At 67.5% G+C, this 21116-nt stretch carries 24 protein-coding genes; 17 read left to right on the plus strand and 7 right to left on the minus strand.

Annotated features, from left to right (window positions below):
* Positions 1–97: 97 nt before the first annotated feature.
* The 3 genes from ACN27E_RS18355 to ACN27E_RS18365 are packed head-to-tail and all read left to right on the plus strand — an operon-like array spanning position 98 to position 1949.
* Positions 98–607, plus strand: coding sequence for a TIR domain-containing protein (locus ACN27E_RS18355; RefSeq protein ID WP_422743604.1), 510 nt, complete (start codon positions 98–100; stop codon positions 605–607).
* A complete protein-coding gene (locus ACN27E_RS18360; RefSeq protein WP_422743606.1) occupies positions 607–1461 on the plus strand; it encodes a macro domain-containing protein in 855 nt (284 codons plus the stop codon). Before ACN27E_RS18355 ends, ACN27E_RS18360 begins: the two co-directional genes overlap by 1 nt.
* Complete coding sequence (locus ACN27E_RS18365) at positions 1458–1949, plus strand: HIT family protein (protein WP_422743607.1); 492 nt, start codon at positions 1458–1460, stop codon at positions 1947–1949. The genes ACN27E_RS18360 and ACN27E_RS18365 overlap by 4 nt, the downstream gene beginning before the upstream one ends.
* A 47-nt stretch (positions 1950–1996) precedes the next feature.
* On the opposite strand, the gene ACN27E_RS18370 is transcribed toward ACN27E_RS18365, so the two are convergent.
* The 3 genes from ACN27E_RS18370 to ACN27E_RS18380 form a co-directional block, all read right to left on the minus strand.
* A complete protein-coding gene (locus ACN27E_RS18370; protein WP_422743608.1) occupies positions 1997–2869 on the minus strand; it encodes a hypothetical protein in 873 nt (290 codons plus the stop codon).
* Between the two features lie 50 nt (positions 2870–2919).
* Entirely contained in the window at positions 2920–3492 is a 573-nt protein-coding gene (locus ACN27E_RS18375; RefSeq protein ID WP_422743610.1) for a recombinase family protein, read from the minus strand.
* Between the two features lie 208 nt (positions 3493–3700).
* Positions 3701–4600, minus strand: a complete 900-nt coding sequence (locus tag ACN27E_RS18380) for an alpha/beta hydrolase (RefSeq protein WP_422743612.1) — start codon at positions 4598–4600, stop codon at positions 3701–3703.
* Positions 4601–4635: 35 nt separating this feature from the next.
* Between ACN27E_RS18380 and ACN27E_RS18385 the strand changes: the two genes are divergently transcribed.
* From ACN27E_RS18385 to ACN27E_RS18395, 3 genes are all read left to right on the plus strand, one after another.
* Entirely contained in the window at positions 4636–5223 is a 588-nt protein-coding gene (locus ACN27E_RS18385) for a TetR/AcrR family transcriptional regulator (protein WP_422743614.1), read from the plus strand.
* Between the two features lie 211 nt (positions 5224–5434).
* The gene (locus ACN27E_RS18390; RefSeq protein ID WP_422743616.1) at positions 5435–6631 is read left to right on the plus strand and encodes an FAD-dependent monooxygenase; all 1197 of its coding nucleotides are present in this window, start codon (positions 5435–5437) and stop codon (positions 6629–6631) included.
* Positions 6628–7224, plus strand: a complete 597-nt coding sequence (locus ACN27E_RS18395; protein WP_422743617.1) for a TetR family transcriptional regulator — start codon at positions 6628–6630, stop codon at positions 7222–7224. Before ACN27E_RS18390 ends, ACN27E_RS18395 begins: the two co-directional genes overlap by 4 nt.
* 49 nt (positions 7225–7273) lie before the next feature.
* Here the strand turns inward: ACN27E_RS18395 and ACN27E_RS18400 are convergent, their stop codons facing one another.
* On the minus strand, positions 7274–7831 hold the full coding sequence (locus ACN27E_RS18400) for a GNAT family N-acetyltransferase (RefSeq protein ID WP_422743618.1): 558 nt from the start codon (positions 7829–7831) through the stop codon (positions 7274–7276).
* Between the two features lie 89 nt (positions 7832–7920).
* On the opposite strand from ACN27E_RS18400, the gene ACN27E_RS18405 reads away from it, so the two are divergent.
* The 6 genes from ACN27E_RS18405 to ACN27E_RS18430 all read left to right on the plus strand — a co-directional run bounded on the left by ACN27E_RS18405 (position 7921) and on the right by ACN27E_RS18430 (position 12563).
* Positions 7921–8244: a hypothetical protein gene (locus tag ACN27E_RS18405; RefSeq protein WP_422743619.1), complete on the plus strand. Its 324-nt coding sequence runs from the start codon at positions 7921–7923 to the stop codon at positions 8242–8244.
* Between the two features lie 106 nt (positions 8245–8350).
* Complete coding sequence (locus tag ACN27E_RS18410; RefSeq protein WP_422743621.1) at positions 8351–8896, plus strand: GNAT family N-acetyltransferase; 546 nt, start codon at positions 8351–8353, stop codon at positions 8894–8896.
* Between the two features lie 276 nt (positions 8897–9172).
* Positions 9173–9931: an endo alpha-1,4 polygalactosaminidase gene (locus tag ACN27E_RS18415; protein WP_422743622.1), complete on the plus strand. Its 759-nt coding sequence runs from the start codon at positions 9173–9175 to the stop codon at positions 9929–9931.
* Between the two features lie 77 nt (positions 9932–10008).
* A complete protein-coding gene (locus ACN27E_RS18420; protein WP_422743624.1) occupies positions 10009–10302 on the plus strand; it encodes a type VII secretion target in 294 nt (97 codons plus the stop codon).
* Complete coding sequence (locus tag ACN27E_RS18425) at positions 10293–12005, plus strand: alpha/beta hydrolase (RefSeq protein ID WP_422743626.1); 1713 nt, start codon at positions 10293–10295, stop codon at positions 12003–12005. Before ACN27E_RS18420 ends, ACN27E_RS18425 begins: the two co-directional genes overlap by 10 nt.
* 48 nt (positions 12006–12053) lie before the next feature.
* Positions 12054–12563, plus strand: a complete 510-nt coding sequence (locus ACN27E_RS18430; protein WP_422743627.1) for a hypothetical protein — start codon at positions 12054–12056, stop codon at positions 12561–12563.
* Between the two features lie 4 nt (positions 12564–12567).
* Here ACN27E_RS18430 and ACN27E_RS18435 read toward each other — a convergent pair whose 3' ends face one another.
* Entirely contained in the window at positions 12568–13155 is a 588-nt protein-coding gene (locus ACN27E_RS18435) for a TetR/AcrR family transcriptional regulator (protein ID WP_422743629.1), read from the minus strand.
* A gap of 63 nt (positions 13156–13218) precedes the next feature.
* On the opposite strand from ACN27E_RS18435, the gene ACN27E_RS18440 reads away from it, so the two are divergent.
* The 5 genes from ACN27E_RS18440 to ACN27E_RS18460 are packed head-to-tail and all read left to right on the plus strand — an operon-like array spanning position 13219 to position 18495.
* Positions 13219–14223, plus strand: a complete 1005-nt coding sequence (locus ACN27E_RS18440; RefSeq protein WP_422743631.1) for an NAD-dependent epimerase/dehydratase family protein — start codon at positions 13219–13221, stop codon at positions 14221–14223.
* Positions 14223–16430: an acyl-CoA dehydrogenase family protein gene (locus ACN27E_RS18445; protein WP_422743632.1), complete on the plus strand. Its 2208-nt coding sequence runs from the start codon at positions 14223–14225 to the stop codon at positions 16428–16430. The genes ACN27E_RS18440 and ACN27E_RS18445 overlap by 1 nt, the downstream gene beginning before the upstream one ends.
* A gap of 13 nt (positions 16431–16443) precedes the next feature.
* The gene (locus ACN27E_RS18450) at positions 16444–17664 is read left to right on the plus strand and encodes a thiolase family protein (protein WP_422743634.1); all 1221 of its coding nucleotides are present in this window, start codon (positions 16444–16446) and stop codon (positions 17662–17664) included.
* A gap of 4 nt (positions 17665–17668) precedes the next feature.
* Positions 17669–18082, plus strand: a complete 414-nt coding sequence (locus ACN27E_RS18455) for a Zn-ribbon domain-containing OB-fold protein (protein ID WP_422743636.1) — start codon at positions 17669–17671, stop codon at positions 18080–18082.
* Positions 18079–18495, plus strand: a complete 417-nt coding sequence (locus tag ACN27E_RS18460; RefSeq protein WP_422743638.1) for a nuclear transport factor 2 family protein — start codon at positions 18079–18081, stop codon at positions 18493–18495. Before ACN27E_RS18455 ends, ACN27E_RS18460 begins: the two co-directional genes overlap by 4 nt.
* Positions 18496–18566: 71 nt before the next feature.
* Here ACN27E_RS18460 and ACN27E_RS18465 read toward each other — a convergent pair whose 3' ends face one another.
* Both ACN27E_RS18465 and ACN27E_RS18470 read right to left on the minus strand, forming a co-directional pair.
* Complete coding sequence (locus ACN27E_RS18465; RefSeq protein ID WP_422743640.1) at positions 18567–19571, minus strand: hemolysin family protein; 1005 nt, start codon at positions 19569–19571, stop codon at positions 18567–18569.
* Positions 19564–20928: a hemolysin family protein gene (locus ACN27E_RS18470; protein WP_422743642.1), complete on the minus strand. Its 1365-nt coding sequence runs from the start codon at positions 20926–20928 to the stop codon at positions 19564–19566. The genes ACN27E_RS18465 and ACN27E_RS18470 overlap by 8 nt, the downstream gene beginning before the upstream one ends.
* Positions 20929–21116: the final 188 nt, after the last annotated feature.

Raw genomic sequence — 21116 nt, forward strand, 5'->3', positions numbered from 1 at the left:
CGCTATCGAGAATTGCTCGGCACAGCAACAGCAGTATTCATGTCAGCCGGACACGGTATGAATTAGTCACCAAGAATCGTCGTTGCCTGGGGGAACTGTGAGCTACCGCAATAAAACCTATGTCGCCTTCGCAAGCGAAAACATCACGTCCTACCGTCTGATGGAGGCCTGGCGCGACAACAGGAACATTGACTTCGACTTCTACGACGCCCACGACTTGTACATTTCTCTCGATACAAGCCAGCCCGAGACCATCAAACGCAACCTCCGCGAGCGGCTAAAAAACGCAAAGCAGATTGTTCTGTTGGGAAGCAGCGACGCAAGGAAGAAGGGCTCAGATGGCACCTCATTCCTCGCCCACGAGGTCAAGGTAATGGCTGAGTTCAACCTGCCTGTCGTGGTGGCCAATCTGGACGGGGACCGCAAGATCGATCGCAACTTCATACCCACTCCGCTGCTGGATGCCGATTACTACACCCTGTCGGTGTCGTTTCAGCCGGCGATCATTAAGTACGCGCTCGACCACTACGCTCCCCAATTCGCAACTAGTGGCGCCACTGGGCCGCACTATTACAAAGACCACGTTTACGCTGAGCTTGGTTTGTAATGGAGTCTGTACGTCGGGACATCCGCACCCGGCGCTTCTGGAAGATCCTCATCACCCAAGCGTTCGCGCTATTTGGCGCACTGGCTGCCGTCGCCGGCGCCGTAGCGCTTTTCGCCCCGGACCTCTTCGTCGGCCGCGGGTGGCTTGCATGGCTCGCTTTGGCCGGCGCAGTCTTCTACGGGAGCGTGCAAGCTTGGCCGCGACCGGTCGAAACCAGGTATCAGGCACCGGCTACCGCGATCAAGCTCCTTCGCGGTGACTTGTTCGAGCAGCAGGACGCCCACCTGATCATTGGTGTTAGCGACACCTTCGACACCGCCGCCCCGCACATCGCCCCTAAGAGTGTGCAGGGTCAATTCTTGCAGCGGGTCTATGGCAACGACGTCGCACAACTCGACGCGGATATTGACCATGAGCTGGCCCACGTCACCCCCCTTGGTGAGGTGGAGGGCAAGCAGGGAAAAATCGCCCGCTACCCGTTGGGCACGACAGTCACATTGCGTGCGAACGCCGTCAGATACTTTCTTGTCGCATATACGTTGATGGACAAGGGAAGTACCGCCTCCTCCTCCACCGATGGGGTATGGAACAGCCTTAGCCAACTGTGGAAGACAGTACGGGCCAACAGCAATGGCAGACGTGTGTGCGTGCCCATGATCGGCGGAGGTCAATCCAAGTTGTCGCCCGTCCTCCCCGCGGCGGACTCGGTACGTTTCATCGCGTTGTCATTCATGCTTGCCTCCCGCACCTCAAAGGTCTGCGACGAATTGGTCATCGTCGCACCGCCTCCCCAGTACGACAAGCTTGATCATCTTGAGATTCAGGCGTTCCTAAATTCGCTGAGGCCCTCATGAGTTGCCGTGAGCCGGCCATCGATCTGCCCGATGGTGGCGACTGCGCGTTCTGCGACTATCTCTCCGGGCAGCGGCCCTACACGGTGCTATGGCGTGAAGACCAGGTGGCCGTGCTCGTCACACGGGAACAACGTGGGATCGGTCATCTCCTGGTCCTTCCGACCCGTCACGTCCCCTCGCTCCTGCACTTGGTTGACGGCGAGGCTGAGGCGATGATGGTCGCTGTTCGCGATGCGGCGATTACTATTGATGGCGCGTACAAGAGGCCCGGAGTGGCGGTGTGGCAGAACAACGGCGTTGCGGCCCATCAGGCTATCCCTCACCTGCATTTTCACGTTGCTGGCACACTTCCTGACGGTGGTACCGATTTCGGTGAGGTTGCCGAATTGCCCATCGACGCTACCGACGCGATCGGTCGGCGTCTTGCCTCGTTCGTCCCTAGTCGAACCCCTAGCGGCCGACGTGTAGAACCCGAACTTGTCAAGTAGGCCGTCATTCGAGTTATGTTCGGATGCAAGTTTTTTGATGACCAACTCTAAGTTGGTCGCGGTCGGCTGGTAGCGGGCATGAAAACCGCCTCATAGTCAGGTTGGAGGTGCGGACGGAGATCGCTCGCGCGTAGATCGACGGGTAATCCGGCTTCCTCGCCTAGGCTGAGCACTTCGGCAGCGTTCGGGTGCCCAGCTCTGGACACTTCAAGGGCGTATAGCGCCCACAGGCTCGAAACAGCCATACCGCGAATCAGCTCAGGCGAATCCAATTCGGCCCCGAACGGGCTTGTACGGCCTATGACAACTTCCGGGGGAGGCGTAATGTCGAAGTGCGCCCTAACGAGTCCATACGATGGATGGACTGCCTGCGTGAGATCGCGGTAAATTCCGTAGAGCAAGCGAGTGGATGAAAATCTCTCGCAAAGGTTGAAGACCGACCAGTCCGAGACTGGTTTCTCGCCGAGAAACTTGCCGAATTCCTCAGCCAGGGAAGCGGACTCAGCCAGGTCGGGTGTGTCGGCGGCGGCTCGCACGACCGCGTCAACGAACTCGCTCGACCGTCGGTGGTCTTGCAGTGCCATCTGTTGTGCAAGCAGGTCCTCGCCGTCTCTGGTCCACAGGACCCACTGTGCAGTAAGGGCGTGCTCGAACGCGATCCGAACAGATGACATGGCCACCCAGGGTGATGACGATAGGAGCGCTACTGCGGCCTCGACGTGGTTCAGCGCATGAGCGGCCAGCGGAAAGCAGAGCCGAAATTTCCTGTTCAGCTCAGGGTTTAACGTCGGTGTCGACGGCTGCTCCTGCCACGAGGTGCGCCACCGCTCAAGTGCTGCATGGACCACCTTCATCCAGGTGGCCTCGGTCTCGTCCACTTGATTGGCATACCGGGATTCGAGCTTTGTAACCTTGCTCATGAGCTCGATGCGTGGGTCATCACCTGGCGTCGACGGGGGCGAGCTCTCGTTCACGTGGCGCGCCCCCGGCTCAAATATCGGTACGCGGTCGCACGCCCGATGCCGAATGCGGCAGCAAGCTCGTCGACCGGTTCGCCGGTGGCCGCCAGCCGACACAGCTGCTCCTGGCGTGCGGCGCTGAGCTTCGGCGGCTTCGTGGCCGGCAGGCTGCGCGAGCGGCGGGCTTCACGTGATGCGGCGCGTCGCTCCCGGCCTAGTTCGAGTTCGAGTTCAGCCAGGGTGGCCATGATGGCTGAGACAGCACGGCCGGTGGGGGTGGCGGTGTCGATCCCCTCGCGGAGGGCGCGCAGCACGATTTTTCGCTTGTCGAGGTCGGCGATGGTACGAGTGACTTCGGCAGCGGAGCGCCCGAGGCGGTCAATGGCGGCCACCACAACGGTGTCGCCGGTCCGGGCGTATTCGAGCAGCGCAGTGAGACCGGGGCGGGCGGTGCCGACCGCTCCAGAGAGTTCGTCGGTAAAAACTCGCTCGGCGTCGACGCCGGCGGCTGCGAGGGCGGTCTGTTGGGCGGTGAGGTCCTGGCCGGTGGTGCTGATCCGGGCGTAGCCGAGGGTGGCTGTCATTCGTCGACTGTCTCACCTGGCAGTGACAAGGCAGATGCGAGACAGGCGGTGTGAGACGAGATAGGAGACAACGCCACCTGGCGCGATGGAACGGGGGAGGCTTCCTATGAGCGTGTCTCTTTTCTCTAGAAATGAGACAGACGGCAAAGTTTCTGATGGCGATTGCCGGGCTTTCGTCGTGCAGTGCGGGGTGTTGATACGTAGCCGTTCATAATGGGCGGCAGGTTCTGAGGTAGCTGAGGAATGAGGCTTGCAGGCCGGTGACGTGGGTTTCGCGCAGCATCGTGCTGGTGACCGGGCTGGTGCGTGAGATGAGTCGGTCAAGGACGACGGCAGTGTTTCTCGCGAGGCTTCGGTAGACGGCTAGGTCTCCGAGAAGTTCGCGTTCGTTGAGCGTTATGTGAAGTTTGGCAGTGCGGCGGCTATCGCCCAACTCATCGAGTAGGGCAAAAATGCGGCTGTCTGAAGCAATGACGCCGGGGCTACCCGCTCCAATGGTCTCGAAGATCGTGGCGCCGGCGAGCCAGGCGTAGAGGCTGAACAGTCCGCCGTAGGAGTAGCCGAAAAGTCCGTGACCGGTGGCGGCGGCGCCGTAGTCGTTTTCGATCCGCGGGTGCAGTTCCGTGGCCAGGAAGCTCAGAAAGACATCGGCGTGGGTGTCACGCAGCTCTGCAAGGTAGGCGTCGGCTTGCTGGCGTGTCCGGGTGCCCGTCTGCAATCCCATCTCGACGGCATCGATGAGTTCTGTGGCGATCGGTTCTCCGGGTGGAACGAAGTCTCTGTTACGCAACCGATCCCAGTCTTGGGCTTCGTCACCCGCGTAACCAACGCTGACCTGGATGTAGGGCTGGATTCGCTGCATGGGGTCCAGCTGGGTGACGATGAGCGGAGCGGTTAGGCCAACGGCAAAGTTTCCGTCGAGCATGTACACGACAGGTGCTTGCGTGGTGGCGGGGTGGTAACCCGGGGGTGTGGTGACCCAGATGCCGTAGTCGTGCCCGCGGCTGGAACGGATCTCGAAGTATTCGGTGTCGGCCAGGCAGCCATGCAACATCGTGCTCATCAGGGGGTCGTCCTCCATAACTTCGGCGTCCGCAAGTTTATCCATTGGATAATTTATTGTCCAATGGATAAACTATGGGGGTGAAGTTGTCGAGCGCGTCCGGTGGAGGAGATGCACGCGGGCGTCTTCTGTCCCGGCTTCTCGATGCCTTCGGTGACGACCTCCCCTCGCCGGAGATGTCTCTGCGTGAGGTCGCCACCCGGGCACAGACCAGCCACGCGCTGCTGCGGTACCACTTCGGATCACTCTCGGGCGTCTTGGCGGCCATGCTCACTGTGCAGCGAGTTCGTGACAACGAGGCGCTGCTCAAAGCCGCCCCGCAAGGCAGCTTTGACGACCTCGTAGTGGCAATCTGGCGGACCTACACCAGCCCGGAGCAGCGTGCGCGTGTGCGGGGCTTCTTTCACGTCGTTGGACTCGCCGCCTACAGCCCAGGGGACTTCTGTGAGTTCATCGACTCACTCGATGACTTGGCTGCGATGCTGGCCTCGCTCGCGGAACGCGAAGGACACAACGCCAGGGCCGCGCTGAGCATGGCCACAGTGGTCGTGGCCGCGGTTCGTGGGCTGCTCCTGCAGGAAGTTCTCAGGCCCACACTTGACCCGGAAGATGCGGTCGCCTTGATCCTGCAGATGAGCAAAGGCCTTTGGCCGACCGACAACGGTTAACCCGTCGCCACCGCAGAGGCAACGCCTCGGCAGCGTTCCGAGACAAGATCTGATCGACCTCGAATCTCTGTAAATGAGACGGATGAGCTCGGGCGTGCGACAGGGTCAGCATCCGCACGTCACCTTCGTGCGCCGCGCCATCTTGCGGGCCAGGCAAGAGTGCGGACCACGCAATATTGCGGGCTACGCAAAAGTGCGTATGGTGAAGTGTATGACCAGTCCTTCAGTCTTGATCACCGGGGCCAGCCTGGCCGGCCCAGCCGCAGCGTTCTGGTTCGCCCGCGCCGGCTTCGACGTCGTCGTCATCGAACAGTCACGCGAACTTCGCGATGGCGGCAACGGCGTCGACATTCGCGGGGAAGCTCTACCGATCGTTGATCGAATGGGCCTCACCGCGGCCGTGCGCGAGCGCGCCCTCGACACCCAGGGGATGCGTTTCGTCGATCGCCGCGATCGCGAACGCGCCCGGATCGCCACCGCCGGACTCGACGCCATGGTGGGCTCGGAGGACATCGAAGTCACCCGCGGTGATCTGTCGCGGTTGCTCTACGACGCGACCCGCCATGACGTCGACTACCAGTTCGGCGAGGCCATCACCTCCCTGGCCCAGGACGACGCCGGTGTGGACGTGACGTTGCGCGGCGGATCGACGCGACGTTTCGACTTGGTGGTGGGCGCCGACGGAATTCACTCCGGCGTCCGCCGCCACGTATTCGGCCCCGAACAGGACTTCCGGGTCTTCAAGCACCACTACTACGCGGTGGCGAGCGCTGACCTGGCGATCGGCGAACAGCACTGGACCACCTTCTACAACGAACCCGGCCGGGCGGCATACGTCTTCCGGGCCGAGCCTGGCCGCGGACTGATCAACTTCCTCTTCCGCACGAAGCACCCCTTGAGCTACGACTATCGCGATATCGCCGCCCAACGCCTGCTTCTGCGTCAGGCGTTCACCGGGCTTGATTGGTACGTACCGCAGATGCTCGCCGCCGCCGAGGCCGCCCCCGACTTCTACTTCGACTCGCTCGACCAAGTGCATATGCCGTCCTGGTCGCGCGGGCGCGTCGCGCTGGTCGGCGACGCCGCCTACTGCGCATCGCCGGCCTCCGGGGCCGGGGCGCTGTTAGCACTCACGGGTGCCTACCGCCTCGCCGGCGAGGTGGCCGCAGGCGGTTCCATTGCGGCAGCGTTGACCCGCTACGAGGAAGCCCAACGCCCACTCGTCGCCCAGAAGCAATCCCAGTTGTTCACCAACATCTCGGTGCCGAGGACACGAGCGGGCATCATGGCGCGCAACATGTTGCTGTCGAGCCCGCTCACGGCGCGTCTGTCCGGTCATCGAACCGACACGGCGCGACCCGTCCACGAATACACCTTCGCCCAGCAGCCCCCGGTTGAGCTCTCGTGAAAACCTCCGACCCGGATGCTGCGCCGGGCCTGCGGGAACGCAAGAAGGTGCTCACCCGCACCATGCTGAGCTCCGCGGCGCTGCGCCTCGCGATGGAACGGGGAATAGCCAACGTCCGCGTCGAAGACATTGCCGCCGAAGCCGGCATGTCCGCCCGCACCTTCAACAACTACTTCCCCAGCAAAGAAGCCGCCATCGTCAGCGTCGCAGCGCTTCGGGCCGACCACTTCTGTGCGGCCCTGCGCGCACGGCCCGCCGACGAGGAGCTGCACGATGCGCTGACCGCCGCAGTGCTCGACTTATTCGCCGAAGAACCCGATCGCGAATGGATCGCGCGGTCGCAGCTGATCCGCGACGAGCCCACGCTGCTGGCCGAGGAACGCAAGTCCGACGCGCAGATCGAAGCCACCATCGCCGCGGAGATCGCCGACCGCACCAATCTCGACCCGACCGCCGACCTGCGACCCCGCCTGGCCGCCGCACTGGTCGTCAGTTGCATTCACACCGCGATCCGGTACTGGCTCGACATCCCGACTGCCGGCACTCTGCACCAGACACTGACCGCAGCAATGGCGCAATTCCAGCTACCCTGAAACCCCCTGGGTCGAGCACCCGGTCGGCGTCGAAACCCGTTTTGATTCTCTAGCAACGAGACGCCGGGTGGTCGCCGATGGCGGCGAAAAGCAGGGAATCGCGCCACGTGCCTCGGACGAACACGTGGCTGCGCAGCCGCCCTTCGAACTCCAGCCCCGCTTTCTCCAGCACCCTGGACGAAGCGCGGTTGTCCGGGTGGCACGTGGCATAGATCCGGTGCAGCTGCAGATCCTCAAACCCGAACCGCAGCAGCATCCGAGCGGCCTCGGTTGCCAACCCCTTGGACCAGAAGGTGCGGTGGAGCACGTACCCGATCTCGCCTCGGCGGTGTTCGGCGTTGGTGACCGACAAAGCCGCACCGCCGATGAGTGCCTGCGAGTCGATGTCGACCACTGCAAGATCAAAGTTTCTCCGGGGTTTCGTCCCGACGTGTGTCACGGCCTCACGCAGAAAGGCACGCGTGTCTTCGATGCGGTTGGGTCCCCAGTCCATGAACTTGGTGATCACCGGATCAGAGGCGTAGGAATGAACAGCGTTCTCGTCGGTCTCGACGAACTCACGTAGTACCAATCTGTCGCCCACAATCCGGGTTCCGTCTTCGCTCATATGGCAATTGCACCCGACGTGCGTCGCCAGCGCGACCGGCCGGGTCGCGACGACCCTGCACGCAGTCAACTTGAGAAGATCGAACGGTGATGAGGTCTCACCGGTCAGCGTTGCACCTGTTGTGGACCGTGCCGCTCGCGGCGGCGTTGTCGATTCTTCCGCTCTACTGGGGCACTCTGGCTGTTTGCGGTGTCAGCGGATGCGACGGCGGCGGTTTCGGGCCCTCGTACGGTCCGAACTACTCATGGATTCTCGCGTTCACCGTCGTCGGCGGCCTGCTGGCGTCGGCCATCGTTCTCGTGCCGTGGGGGCGGCTCAAAGTCCGTCTTGTGGTCGGGCTGACTGTGGGCGGGATCGTCTCCGGCTATCTCGTCGTCCACGCCTGGGCCATGAAGTATCCGGTGGTGACGTGATCGTCTTCTCGTCTAGCCAGGCTGTAAGAGGCTTGGATTTTTTCAGATTCGAGACACCTGTGTGGCGTGCAACGATGTTGCTGCCCTCCTGTGCCACGCTGCCTTCATGGTGGAGGTGCTGATCGCCGAGGCCGGGGAACTCGGTGCGGCGCAGCTAGATGCGGCGGAAGCACTTGTGCGCTCCGCCTTCGGATCTGCGTTCCGCCCTCACGACTGGCTGCATGCGGTCGACGGAGTACACATCATCATCAATGACGCCAAGCAGTCCTTGGTCGGGTTCGCCGCCGTCGTATCCAGGACACTGCGCCACCACGACATCGCCTTCGACACCGGCTACATCGAAGGGGTCGCGGTTCGAGCCGACCATCAAGGACTTGGGCTGGGTCGCATTGTCATGGATCACGCCGAACACATCGTCAGCACGCGCCATGAACTCGGAGCCCTAAACGCGGTCGAGACAGCTGCGCCCTTCTACGAGGCCCGCGGTTGGCGGCGTTGGACTGGGCACACCCAGGCCGCCGGCCCAACCGGGATCATCGACACCTACGACGACGCCGACCGGATCTACCTACTTGGCGCCGAGAAGCAATGCCAGCGGCTCAACGCCGATGCCGCTCTCATCTGCGATTGGCGGCCGGGCGATCTCTGGTAACGAATCAAGACAATTCGAGCCCTGCGAATGGTTCTTGATCCTTTCAGCGAGAACGCAAATCACCCACATCGACCGCCCGTACACCGGTTTCGCCCGGGGGCGGGGGGTGTTAGCGTCACGAGCACGTCGAGGGCCAGCCGGCTGTGCGCCGGCACCGGTCGCCAGAGAGCCGCTCGAGGCGGGCCCTGCGACGGGAATCGACAGCCCATGTTCCGTGGCTCGCATCTAATCGCCTATCCCGTATGCCTTCTGATCGCCCTCGGTGCCACCGCCCCGGTGACGAAAGCCGAGCCCGCGCCGCGGCTACCGAGTCTGCGGGCCGGCTTCGACTACCAGCTCGGCGGCGCCTATCCGCCGCCCCCGGGCGTCGCGACCGTCGAACGCGACCGCACCGCCGCCCCGGCGGGCGCCGGCTACGACATCTGCTACGTCAACGGCTTCCAGACCCAACCCGACGAGTCGGCATCGTTCGCCGCCGACCATCCGGATCTGGTGGTGCGGGACGGCGGGGAGCCGGTCACCGATCCGGGCTGGCCCGACGAATACCTCTTCGACACCTCGACCGAGACCCACCGCACCGCGCTCGCCGCGATCGTCGGACCCTGGATCGCCGGCTGCGCATCGGCGGGCTACGACGCCGTCGAATTCGACAACCTCGACTCGTTCACCCGCGCCCCCGGCGCGCTCACCGCCGAGGACAACATCGCGCTGGCCACGGTGTACGCCGAACTGGCCCACCAGGCGGGCCTGGCCGTGGCGCAGAAGAACACCGTCGAACATGCCGGCGCCCTGCGAGCCGCCGGATACGACTTCGCGATCGCCGAATCGTGCGCCCACTACGGCGAATGTTCCGGCTACACCGCGCACTATCCGGTGGTCCTCGACATCGAATACTCCGACGAACTCGGCGCGACGGGTTTCGCCACCGCGTGCACGAGCCCCGACCGGGCCCCGGTGATGATCCTGCGCGACCTCGATCTGCTGACCCCCGCCGACCCGGGATACGTCTACCGCGACTGTTCCCACCTCGGCTGATCCTCGCTCGTCGAAGTTATCCACAGGTACGGCAAGCGCTGCATCGCCGCCGGTCCGGGCGGCTTTACGATCGATCTGTGGCGGCGCCGTTACGTGTGGATCCCGAAGTGTTGCGGTCCGCCGCGGCCCTGCAGTCCGGCGTCGCCGGCCACCTGTCCGGTGTGGCCGACTCCCGGATCGTGAGCGGCGTCGCGACCGCCCTGGCTCGGCTCGACACCGCCGCGGCCTGCGTGCAGGCCGGTTCGCTCGTCGAGCGGATTGCGGCGCTGCTGGCCGTCGAGCTCGCCGACCACGCCGAGCGACTGGCCGTGGCCGCCGACCTCTACACCCGTGCCGACGAGGAGATCGCGCGGTGGGCCGGATGCCGGTGACGGTCGATGAGATCGAGGCGTCCCGGCCCGACGCGCTGGCCCACACCGCGGCCGATCTGAGCCGATCGGCGGCCGCCCTGCGCGAGCGCATCGACGCCCAGCAGGCCGCTCTCGACGCGCTGCGCACCGGATGGCAGGGCGGGGCGTGCGCCGCCGCGGTCGCCGGCGTCGTGCCGAGCCTGCACCGGATGCAGGGCCTGCAGGAGGGGCTCGCCCGGTTGGCGACCACCTTCGACGGCGGCCGCCGGTTGGTGCGCCGCCGCGACGCCGTGCTGGACACCGCCGCGGGGTTGCAACAGCAGGGGTGGCGGGTGTCGCCGAACGGCACCGTCAGCGCCGAACCCGACAGCCTGCTGGCGAGCTATGCCGCCACCGGTCCGCTCGCGGCGATGAGGGTGCGGCAGCTGGCCGCGGCGGGCTCCGCGACGATGACGGCGCTGCTCGCCGATTTCGACGCCGCCGACCGCCGGCTCGGCCGCGACATCCGGGCGGCCGTCGCGGGACTCGGTGGGCAGCTGCCCGAGACACCGCCGCCCGCCGAACCCACCATCCCCGTCGGCGCCGGGCCCGACGCGGTCCGGCGCTGGTGGGACGCGCTGAGTGACGCCGACCGGCGCCGGCTGCTCAGCGAACAGCCCGCACGCATCGGCAACCTCGCCGGTGTCCCCGTCGCGGTCCGCAGCGAGGCCAACGTCGCGGTGCTGAACGCCGATATCGCCCGCGTCGAGAACGCGACCGTGGCCATCCCGCACGAGCAGATGGTCCGCTACGAGAACGCCGTCGCGGTGCGCGCCGCGCTGCGGGCCCACCACGCGAGGACGGGCGCGCCGACATTCCTCTACGTGTACGCACCCGGGGACTTCGCCGGGCAGGGCCGGGCCGCGATCACGATCGGCGACCCGGACCGCGCCGCGAACACCACGATCCTGGTGCCCGGCACCGGCAACAGCGTGGCGTCGGGCTGGCTCGGCGGCGACGACGTGGCCGGCGTCTACAACGAGATCGCGGCCGCCGACCCGGCACGGACTGCTGCCGTCGTGGCCTGGATGGGCTACGACGCACCCGACGCGCTGACCGATTCCCGGGTCGCCGACGTGGGCCTGGCGCGGGCCGGCGGTGACCTGCTGGCCGGCGACGTCAACGCGCTCGCCACGACCCATCGCGGCGACTCCCACGTGACGGTGATCGGGCACTCGTACGGATCGACCACCGTCGCCGATGCGGCAGCCGGTTCGGGGATGCGCACCGACGACGTCATCCTGGTCGGCTCACCCGGCACCGACCTGGCCCGCAGCGCCGCGGACTTCCACCTGCCCGCGGGCGGGCACCTGTTCGTCGGTGCCGCGTCCACCGACCCGGTCAGCCACCTCGGCGGCCTGCCCCAGCTGCCGATCCCGGGAACCGACGTCGTCATCGCGCTCGGTGCGGACCCGGCGACCGACGGATTCGGCTCCACCCGGTTCAGGGCCGAGGTGGCGGGCCTGACCGATCCGATCAGCGACCACGGCCAGTACTTCCGCCCCGGAAGCGAGTCACTGTTCAGCATCGCCACCATCGCCTCAGGCAACGGCGACGCCCTGCAAGGCCTCGGCATGACCGCACCACACCGCGACCGGTTCCCGTTCACCCTGCCCGGGCTCGAGGCGCTCGGCCTGGATCCGGAGACCTGGCGACCGGGGACCGGTGGGCACACCTACCGGTAGCGACGCCGTGCACGTGGTAAGTCTCGACAGCGACGAAAGGTGGGCGAGGTGGCCGCAGGCCGGCGGGCGATCCGGGCAGGGTGCGCCGGCGCCGTCGTCGCGGTGGCGTCGGGCTGTGGCTGGCTGGGAATCGGAGGGGGCGGCATGTCGGATCCGTTGACTCCCGAACAGGCCCGGGCCCAGGTGGTCGATGTCGCGCGCGAACTGGTCCGCACCGTCGAGCTCCCGGTCAGCGACGCGTATTTCTGGTTCGCATCGTGCAACGACCAGGGGGAAGCACCGTTTCGGGGGCAGATGCGGATCGGCTATCCGGCCGCGGCGACGTTCGAGGAGTCCGACGCCCAGATCGCCCGGATGGCGCAGCGTCTGCTCGGCGCGGGCTGGACCCCGGATCCGGAGTTCCGCAGTCATGGGACGGTGCTGGCGCGACACGGCGTGGCGGTGGTGCTGCGACCGCAGAACGTCAGCACGCCCGGCCGCAACATCGAATTGTTCGGCGAGTGCCGGGATGTGACGACCACCGGCGCCACGCTGCCCGAACCCGTTGCCCTGCCCTGAGGCGCTACGCCGGTGGGTGCAGCTGCGCCACGATCAGCCGGGCGGTGCGCGTGGCCCGCTCGCGCGAATAGGCCCGGCCCTCGCGCTGGATCGCGTAGACCACTCCACCGACGATTGCGTCGGCACCCGATTCGGCGGTCGCGTCGTCGACACCGGCGGCGAGTAGTCGCTCGTGCACGGAGCGGTGTAGCGGCAGTCCGAAGCCTGCGCGTAGTCGCGCCGCGGTGTCCTCGTGTTCCAGGGAGGCCACCGTCAAGATGCGCAACATGGCGTGTCCGCGCTCGGTGGTCAGCGTCGCGGCCAGTCGATCGATCCAGGAGACCAGATCGGCGGCCAGGTCGTCGGTGTGCGGTACGGGTGCCAGGATGCGGGGCGCGTCCTCCAGTAGCACGTCGGCGACCAGCGCGGGCCGGCTCGGCCACCAGCGGTAGATCGTCTGTTTGCCCACCCCCGCCCGGGCGGCCACCGCCTCGATGCTCAGACCGTCGAATCCGCGTTCCAACAGCAACTCCCGCGTGGCGGTCACGATCGCCACGCGGGACTTCTCACTGCGCCGTCGGGTCGACGGGGCCGGCGTTGCAGACGGGGGCATCGGCCCGTAGTGTGCCACACGACGAGACGGACCGTCTCGTCTCAGCGAGCCCCCGGGAGGGTTGTGGCCAAGAAGCTCGTCGTCGGAGCCAGCGGCTTCCTCGGATCCCACGTGACCAAACAGCTCGTGGCCCGGGGTGACGACGTCCGGGTGCTGATCCGGCCGACGAGTTCGACCCGCGGCATCGACGGTCTGCCCGTCGAACGCCACCACGGCGACATTTTCGACGGCACCGCGCTACGGGCGGCGATGGCCGGCTGCGACGTCGTCTACTACTGCGTGGTCGACGCCCGCGCCTGGCTGCTCGACCCGGCGCCGCTGTGGCGCACCAACGTCGAGGGCCTGCGCACGGTGCTCGGCATCGCCGCCGACGCCGATCTGCGGCAATTCGTGTTCACTAGCTCCATCGCCACCATCGGGCGCAGCGTCCACGGACCCGCCACCGAGGACCTGCGGCACAACTGGCTCGACCGCGCCGGTGATTACGTGCGCACCCGGGTCGAGGCGGAGAACCTGGTGCTGCGGTGTCACCGCGAGCGCGGGCTGCCCGCGGTGGCGATGTGCGTCTCCAACACCTACGGACCCGACGACTGGCAGCCCACCCCGCACGGGGCGCTGGTGTCCGCAGCGGTCCGCGGCAAGATGCCGTTCTACATCGACGGTGCGGAATCGGAGGTCGTCGGGGTGGCCGACGCCGCGCGGGCGCTGATCCTCGCCGGCGAGCACGGCCGGCCGGGTGAACGCTACATCGTCTCCGAGAGCTTCATGGGTGCTCGCGAGATCTACGAGATCGCCTGTGCGGCAGTCGGTGTACGACCGCCGCGGCTCGGTGTGCCGATCGGCGTGCTGGCGGCCGCGGCGACGGTCAACGCCCCGATCGCCCGGCTGCGCGGGCGTGACACCAAGCTCACACCGCTGAGCATCCGGCTCATGCACATCATGTCGCCGATGGACCACTCGAAGGCCGAGCACGAACTCGGATGGCACCCGGCGCCCACCGCCGACGCCCTCGCCGAGGCCGCGCGATTCTTCGTCGCACACCGCCGCCGCGCAGGGGAGAACCGCTGATGCCGATCGCACTGACACCCGAACACGAGCAGCTCGCCGACGCGGTCAGCGGCTTCGCCGCCAGACACGCGCCGATCGACAAGACCCGCGCCGCGGCCGCGTCGCTGGCCGCAGGTGAGCTACCGCAGTGGTGGAACGAGTTCGCCGCCAACGGCTTTCCCGCCGTCCACCTGCCCGAGGCGCTCGGCGGACAGGGCGGTGACCTGCTCGACGCGGCGTGCGTCGTGGAGGCGGCGTCCAAGGCGCTGCTGCCGGGACCGCTGCTGGCGACGATGACCGCGGGTGCGGTCGCGGCGCTGGCCACCGACGGATCGGCCGACCCGCTGTTGACCGCGCTCGCCGCGGGTGCAGCGGCCGCCGTCGCCCACGGAGACTTCACCGCCGCATCAGCAGACGGTGCCTGGTACGTCAGCGGTACCTCCGGACCCACCCAGGGCGTCGGCGCCGCCCCCTGGATCGTGGTGCGGGCCAGCATCTCTGACGGAACGTCTCGCTGGCTCGTCGTCGACACCGAGCCGGCGACCGCGACCGTCGAGACCCTCGGTGGCACCGATCTGACCGTCGACACCGGGCGCCTGCGCCTCACCGAACACCCGGTCGCGGCGGAGCTGCGCGGCGTCGACGATGACCGGGCACGTGACGTGGCGGCCGGATTGACGGCCGCGGCGTCGGCCGGCATCGTGCAGTGGTGCGTCGCCGCTGTGACCGACCATCTGCGTACCCGCGAGCAATTCGGCAAGCCCATCGGCGCCTTTCAGGCGCTGCAGCACCGCGCCGCGGATCTGCTGATCAGCACCGAGCTGGCCACCGCGGCGGCCTGGGACGCCGTGCGCTCGGCCGGGGAGAGCCCCGAGCAACACGCCATCGCCGCCTCGACCGCGGTGCTGATGGCCGTCACGCCCGCACCCGACCTGGTCCTGGACACCCTGACGATGTTCGGGGCGATCGGCTTCACCTGGGAGCACGATCTGCACCTCTACTGGCGACGCGCGACGGCGCTGGCGGCGTCGCTCGGGCCGGCGACCCGGTGGAGCGGACGCCTCGGCGAGCTGACCCGCACCACCGCACGCGATGTCACCGTGCGCCTCGGCGATGCCGAATCCGATTTCCGGGCCCGGGTGAGCGACGCCCTGGACCGCGCCGCCGCCCTGCCCAATGACGGGCCCCGTCCGCAGGGCGACTACGACCAGTTCGCCACCGGAGCGCAACGCACCGCCCTGGCCGACGCCGGGCTGGTGGCGCCGCACTATCCCGCCCCGTGGGGTCTCGACGCCACGCCACGGCAGCAGCTGATCGTCGACGAGGAGTACGCCGCGCGACCGCAGCTGGTCCGGCCGTCGGTCGGCATCGCGGAGTGGATCGTGCCGTCACTGATCAGCGCCGCGCGGCCCGAGGTGCGCGACCGTCTGGTCCCGCCGACCCTGCGCGGAGAGCTGGCGTGGTGTCAGCTGTTCAGCGAACCGTCCGCCGGCTCCGACCTGGCGTCACTGGTCACCCGCGCCACGAGGGTCGACGGCGGCTGGAAGATCAACGGCCACAAGATCTGGACGTCATCGGCGCAGCAGGCGCATTACGGCGCGCTGCTGGCCCGCACCGATCCCGACGCCCGCAAACACCGCGGCATCGGCTACTTCGTCGTCGACATGAGCGCCGAAGGCATTGAGGTGCAACCCATCCGGCAGGCCACCGGCGACGCGCACTTCAACGAGGTGTTCCTCACCGACGTGTTCGTCCCCGATGAGATGCTGCTGGGCGAGCCCACCGCCGGGTGGGGGCTGGCGATCGCCACGATGGCCGAGGAGCGGGTCGCGATCGGCAACTACGTACGCAATGACAGGGCCGGCGCGTTGCGCCACCTGGCCACCACCCCCGGACCCGAGCAGGACGCGGCCGTGCACGCCCTCGGTGAGGTCGACGCGTACGCGGGCGCGATCAAGGCGCTCGGTGTGCGGGAGACGCTGCGTCTGCTGGACGGCAGGCACGCCGGGCCGGCGTCGAGTATCGCGAAGGTCGCGACGGCGGCGATGCTGCGGCGCACGTTCGCGGCCACGCTCCGTCTGAGCGGTGATGCGGCGCTCCTGGCCGACACCGACCCGCCGGTGGTGCAGCCGTACCTGCACCTGCCCGCCGAACTCGTCGGTGGCGGCACCCGAGAGATCCAGCTCAACATCATCGCGCAGATGGTGCTCGGGCTACCCCGGGGATGACAGGAAGGCGCACATGGGTTTACGAGGTGAGGCCGCGATCGTCGGCTATGTGGAACTGCCGCCGGAACGGATGAGCAAGGCAGCCCAGGATCCTCAGCAGGCGCCGTTCACCCTCGAACAGTGGGCGGAACTGTCCGCTGCGGCGCTCGATGACGCCGGCCTGTCGGCCGAGTCGGTGAACGGCATCGTCACCTCGCATCTGAGCGAGTCCGAGATCTTCGTGCCGTCGACCGTGGCCGAATACCTGGGCGTCGACGCGAACTTCGCCGAGATGCTCGATCTCGGCGGGGCGAGCGCGGCCGGGATGGTCTGGCGTGCCGCCGCGGCGATCGAGTTGGGGCTGTGCGACGTGGTGCTGTGCGCGCTGCCCGCCCGCTACCTGACGCCGACGTCGGAGCAGAAACCCAAGGCATTGAGCGACGCGGTGTTCTTCGGGTCGTCGAGCAACCAATACGGATCACCGCAGGCCGAATTCGAGATCCCCTACGGCAATCTCGGCCAGAACGGGCCCTACGGCCAGGTGGCGCAGCGCTACGGCGCGGTGTACGGCTACGACGAACGGGCGATGGCCAAGATCGTCGTCGACCAGCGGGTGAACGCCAACCACACCGACGGCGCGATCTGGCGCGACCGGCCGCTGACGATCGAGGACGTGCTCGCCAGCCCGGTGATCGCCGACCCGCTGCACATGCTGGAGATCGTGATGCCCTGCGTGGGCGGGGCCGCGGTCGTGGTCGCCAGCGCCGACTACGCACGCACGGCCAAACGCAGGCCGGTGTGGATCAAGGGTTTCGGCGAACACGTTCCGTTCAAGACGCCGACCTACGCGCGGGATCTGCTGCAGACCCCGATCATCAAGGCCGCGGACACCGCATTCGGGATGGCCGGACTGGACCGCGCCGATATGGACATGGTCTCGATCTACGACTGCTACACCATCACCGTCCTGCTCAGCCTCGAGGACGCCGGATTCTGCCAGAAGGGCACGGGGATGGCGTTCGTCAACGACCACGATCTGACATTCCGTGGCGACTTCCCGCTCAACACCGCAGGCGGACAGCTGGGCTTCGGACAGGCCGGCCTGGCCGGCGGCATGCACCACGTCTGCGACGCGACCCGCCAGATCATGGGCCGCGCCGGCGCCGCGCAGGTCCCCGACTGCCATCGAGCGTTCGTCTCCGGCAACGGCGGCATCCTGTCCGAGCAGACCACCCTCATCCTCGAAGGCGACTGAACCTGTGACCACCTTCCAGCGGCCCGTGCCCGTCCCGACCCCGACCACCGCACCGTTCTGGGATGCCCTGCGCGAACACCGGATCTGCATCCAGTACTCGCCGTCGTCGAGCAGCTACGTCTTCTATCCGCGGGTGCGCGCCCCGCGCACGCTGGCAGACGATCTCGAGTGGCGGGAGATCTCGGGGCTGGGAACGCTGTACTCCTACACCGTCGCCCGGCGCCCGGTCGGCCCGCATTTCGCCGATGCCGTACCTCAACTGCTGGCCATCGTCGAATGGGACGAGGGACCGCGGTTCTCGACCGAACTGGTCAACGTCGCCCCCGAGGACATCCGGGTCGGCATGCGGGTGCGCCCGGTGTTCGTCGATCTCCCCGAGATCACCATGCTGCGCTACGAGCCGGTGGTGGACGCATGACCGAACGTGCGGACCGCCAGGACATCACCGACGTCCTGGTGCGCTACGCCACCGGGATCGACCGGCGCGACTGGCCGCTGTTTCGCACGGTGTTCACCGACGACTGCGCACTGGACTACGGCGACATCGGGATCTGGCGCGGCGTCGACGAGGTCACCGAGTTCATGGACCGGGCCCACGCCCTGGCGGGGCACACCCTGCACCGGTTGAGCAATGTCGCGGTCACGGTCACCGGCGACACCGCCACCGCACGGGCCTACGTCGACGCCCTGATCTTCGCCGGGGACAACGCGTCGGCGGTCCTGGCCATCGGCTTCTACGACGACGAGCTGGTGCGCACCGACGCCGGTTGGCGGATCGCCCGGCGCCGATTCACCACCGTGCGGGTCGCCACGATCGGCGGCGGGTCGTGACGTTCGCCGAGCAGTACCGGCCCTGGGCGCTGGTGGCCGGGCGGTAGGACACCCGCGAGGTCCGGCGAGGATCAGGCGGGCGCGGGCATCAGCCGGTGCATGACGTCGGTGAGCGTCACCAACCCGGCCGGCGCCCCGTTCTCGGTGACCACCACCAGGTGGTTGCGGGTCTCCCGCATCTCGCGCAACGCCTCGTAGACCGCGGTCTGGGCGGGCAGAGCGAGGGCCGGGCGCATGAGATCCCGTGCGGTGGCCGTCGCCTCGGCGGCCATGCTGTCGCGGACGTGCACGACCCCGGCGATGTCGTCACCGTCGCGCACCAGCAGCCGCCGGTGTCCGGCGGCTTTGGCGCGCCGCTGGATCTCCGGTGGGTCGGCGTCACTGCGCACACTGCCCTGGATCAGATCCCGCCTGATGATGTCCCCGACGGTGATCGACTGGAGATCCAGCGCGGAGGTCAGATTGGACCGGTAGGGCTCGCCGAGAACACCTGAGGTCGCCGAATGTTCGATGAGCTGTTTGAGCGCGGCCGGATCCTGCCCCTCGGCAAGCTCGTCGACCGGGTTCACGCCGACCATCCGCAGGCACCGGTTCGCGGCCCGGTTGAGCGCGGTGAGCAGGGGGCGGGTCAGCCAGATGAACCCGCGCATGGGCAGCGCCAGGAGTATCGCGGAGCGTTCGGGGTGCGCGATGGCCCAGGACTTCGGCGCCATCTCGCCGATCACCAGATGCAGGAAGGTCACGATCACCAGCGCGAGGACGAAACTGCCGGCGTCCGCGAGCCAGGGATGCAGGCCGGCGTCCTTGAGCAACGGGGCGATCGCATGGTGAAAGGCGGGTTTGGTGATGGCGCCCAACAGCAGTGTGCACACGGTGATCCCGAGCTGGGCGCCGGCCAGCAGCAGCGAGAGCTCGGTGGTACTGCGCAGCGCGGCCCTGGCAGCGCGGCTGCGGGCGGCGCGTTCCTCGAGCCGGTGGCGGCGTGCCGCGATGAGCGCGAACTCGGAGGCGACGAAGAACGCGCTGGAGGCGATGAGCGCGACGGTGACGACCGCGACGACGAGTGGATCATCCACCGGTGTTCACCCCCTCGCCACGGACGGCGGCGAAGACCCGGGCCGGGACTCGGCGATCGACAGAACGCACCTCGACGGCCAGGAAGCGTTGCGGTACCGGGCTTTCCGCCAGCAGATCGGCGGGGTCACCGGGTAGCGGGATGTCCACCTCGTCGCCGGGTGCCGGCAGGGTGCCGGCATGGGCGATCACCATGCCGGCGACCGTCTCGTAGTCACCGGCGGGCAGGTCGAGGTCGAGGCTGCGCTCGGCCTCGTCGATGGGCAGGTCGCCGGGTAGCAACCAGCCACCGTCGACGGCGACGGCCGCCGGGGGAGCATCGGTGTCGTGTTCGTCGGCGATCTCGCCGACGAGTTCCTCGGCGATGTCCTCGATGGTGAGGGTGCCGGCGAATCCGCCGTATTCGTCGATCACGACCGCCATCTCCTCGTCCGCCGCCTCGAGCCGACGCACCACGATCGGCAGTGGCAGGCTGTCCGGAACGAGGACCGCCGGGCGACAACGACTCTCGGCGGTGTCGGTTCCCGCCGCGGTGCCGAGCAGATCGGGCAGGTGGATCACTCCGAGCACCTCGTCGCGTTCGGGGTCGAGCACCGGATAGCGGGTGTGTTGCTTGGCCATCCGGGCCCACACCTGCTCGACCGTGTCGTCGGCGCGCACCACGTCCACGCGGTTGCGCGGAACCATCGCGTGGCCGGCGGTGCTGGTGGGGAAGTCCAGGATGCGGTCGAGCAGGGTGCTGAGCTCGCGGGGCAGATCACCGGTCTGCCGGGATGCGGCGACGATGTGTTCGAGGTCGCGTGCCGTCGCCGAGTGCTCGACGTCGTGCACCGGTTCGATGCGCAGGGCGCGCAGTAGCAGATTCGACGACTGGTCGAACAGCCAGATCAGCCAGCCGAACAGGCGCAGGTAGAGCACCGTGCTGAAGGCGAGCGCCCGGGCGACCGGCTCGGGCCGGGCGATCGCGAGGTTCTTCGGGAACAACTCGCCCAGGAGCATCTGCACCAGCGTCGACACGACGATGGCCAGGACGGCTCCGATCGCGACGGCGACGCCCGCCGGGAGCGCGACGCCCAGCAGCACCTCGGTGCCACGGCCGATCAGCGGTTCGGCGACGTAGCCGACCAGCAGGCCGGTGACGGTGATGCCCAACTGCGCGCCGGAGAGCATGAAGGACGTGCGGCGCGTCACGGTCAGCGCCCGTTCGGCGGCCGTATCACCCTCTGCGGCACGGGCTTTGAGCCTCGACCGGTCGACCGCCATGTAGGCGAATTCCTGGGCGACGAAGTAGCCGGTGAGCGCGGTGATCAGGAGGACGACGAGCAGGCCGACCAGAATGCCGGCGGCCGCCGTCAGCATGAGGACTCGAAGAGTGCGTTCATCGTGGTCACAACGACTGTACCGAATCGTCGGTGCCATTCATGCGGCTGCGCGCATGCGACACCGCCCGGCGCGGGGACTTCCGGGCGAGCGCGTGCCCCGACGACGGCGACGGTGCCATACTTTGCTGGATCGGGGGGCGACCCGGGACGACGGAGCGGACGGGG

Source organism: Mycobacterium sp. WMMD1722 (assembly GCF_049315205.1).
Lineage (GTDB): Bacteria > Actinomycetota > Actinomycetes > Mycobacteriales > Mycobacteriaceae > Mycobacterium.

Bases quoted from the DNA above. Each gene is read 5' to 3' on its own strand.
- ACN27E_RS18360 (WP_422743606.1), top strand. From the start codon at position 607: ATGGAGTCTGTACGTCGGGACATCCGCACCCGGCGCTTCTGGAAGATC.
- ACN27E_RS18365 (WP_422743607.1), top strand. From the start codon at position 1,458: ATGAGTTGCCGTGAGCCGGCCATCGATCTGCCCGATGGTGGCGACTGC.
- ACN27E_RS18370 (WP_422743608.1), bottom strand. From the start codon at position 2,869: ATGAGCAAGGTTACAAAGCTCGAATCCCGGTATGCCAATCAAGTGGAC.
- ACN27E_RS18375 (WP_422743610.1), bottom strand. From the start codon at position 3,492: ATGACAGCCACCCTCGGCTACGCCCGGATCAGCACCACCGGCCAGGAC.
- ACN27E_RS18380 (WP_422743612.1), bottom strand. From the start codon at position 4,600: ATGGATAAACTTGCGGACGCCGAAGTTATGGAGGACGACCCCCTGATG.
- ACN27E_RS18390 (WP_422743616.1), top strand. From the start codon at position 5,435: ATGACCAGTCCTTCAGTCTTGATCACCGGGGCCAGCCTGGCCGGCCCA.
- ACN27E_RS18400 (WP_422743618.1), bottom strand. From the start codon at position 7,831: ATGAGCGAAGACGGAACCCGGATTGTGGGCGACAGATTGGTACTACGT.
- ACN27E_RS18405 (WP_422743619.1), top strand. From the start codon at position 7,921: ATGAGGTCTCACCGGTCAGCGTTGCACCTGTTGTGGACCGTGCCGCTC.
- ACN27E_RS18410 (WP_422743621.1), top strand. From the start codon at position 8,351: ATGGTGGAGGTGCTGATCGCCGAGGCCGGGGAACTCGGTGCGGCGCAG.
- ACN27E_RS18425 (WP_422743626.1), top strand. From the start codon at position 10,293: ATGCCGGTGACGGTCGATGAGATCGAGGCGTCCCGGCCCGACGCGCTG.
- ACN27E_RS18435 (WP_422743629.1), bottom strand. From the start codon at position 13,155: ATGCCCCCGTCTGCAACGCCGGCCCCGTCGACCCGACGGCGCAGTGAG.
- ACN27E_RS18445 (WP_422743632.1), top strand. From the start codon at position 14,223: ATGCCGATCGCACTGACACCCGAACACGAGCAGCTCGCCGACGCGGTC.
- ACN27E_RS18450 (WP_422743634.1), top strand. From the start codon at position 16,444: ATGGGTTTACGAGGTGAGGCCGCGATCGTCGGCTATGTGGAACTGCCG.
- ACN27E_RS18460 (WP_422743638.1), top strand. From the start codon at position 18,079: ATGACCGAACGTGCGGACCGCCAGGACATCACCGACGTCCTGGTGCGC.
- ACN27E_RS18470 (WP_422743642.1), bottom strand. From the start codon at position 20,928: ATGCTGACGGCGGCCGCCGGCATTCTGGTCGGCCTGCTCGTCGTCCTC.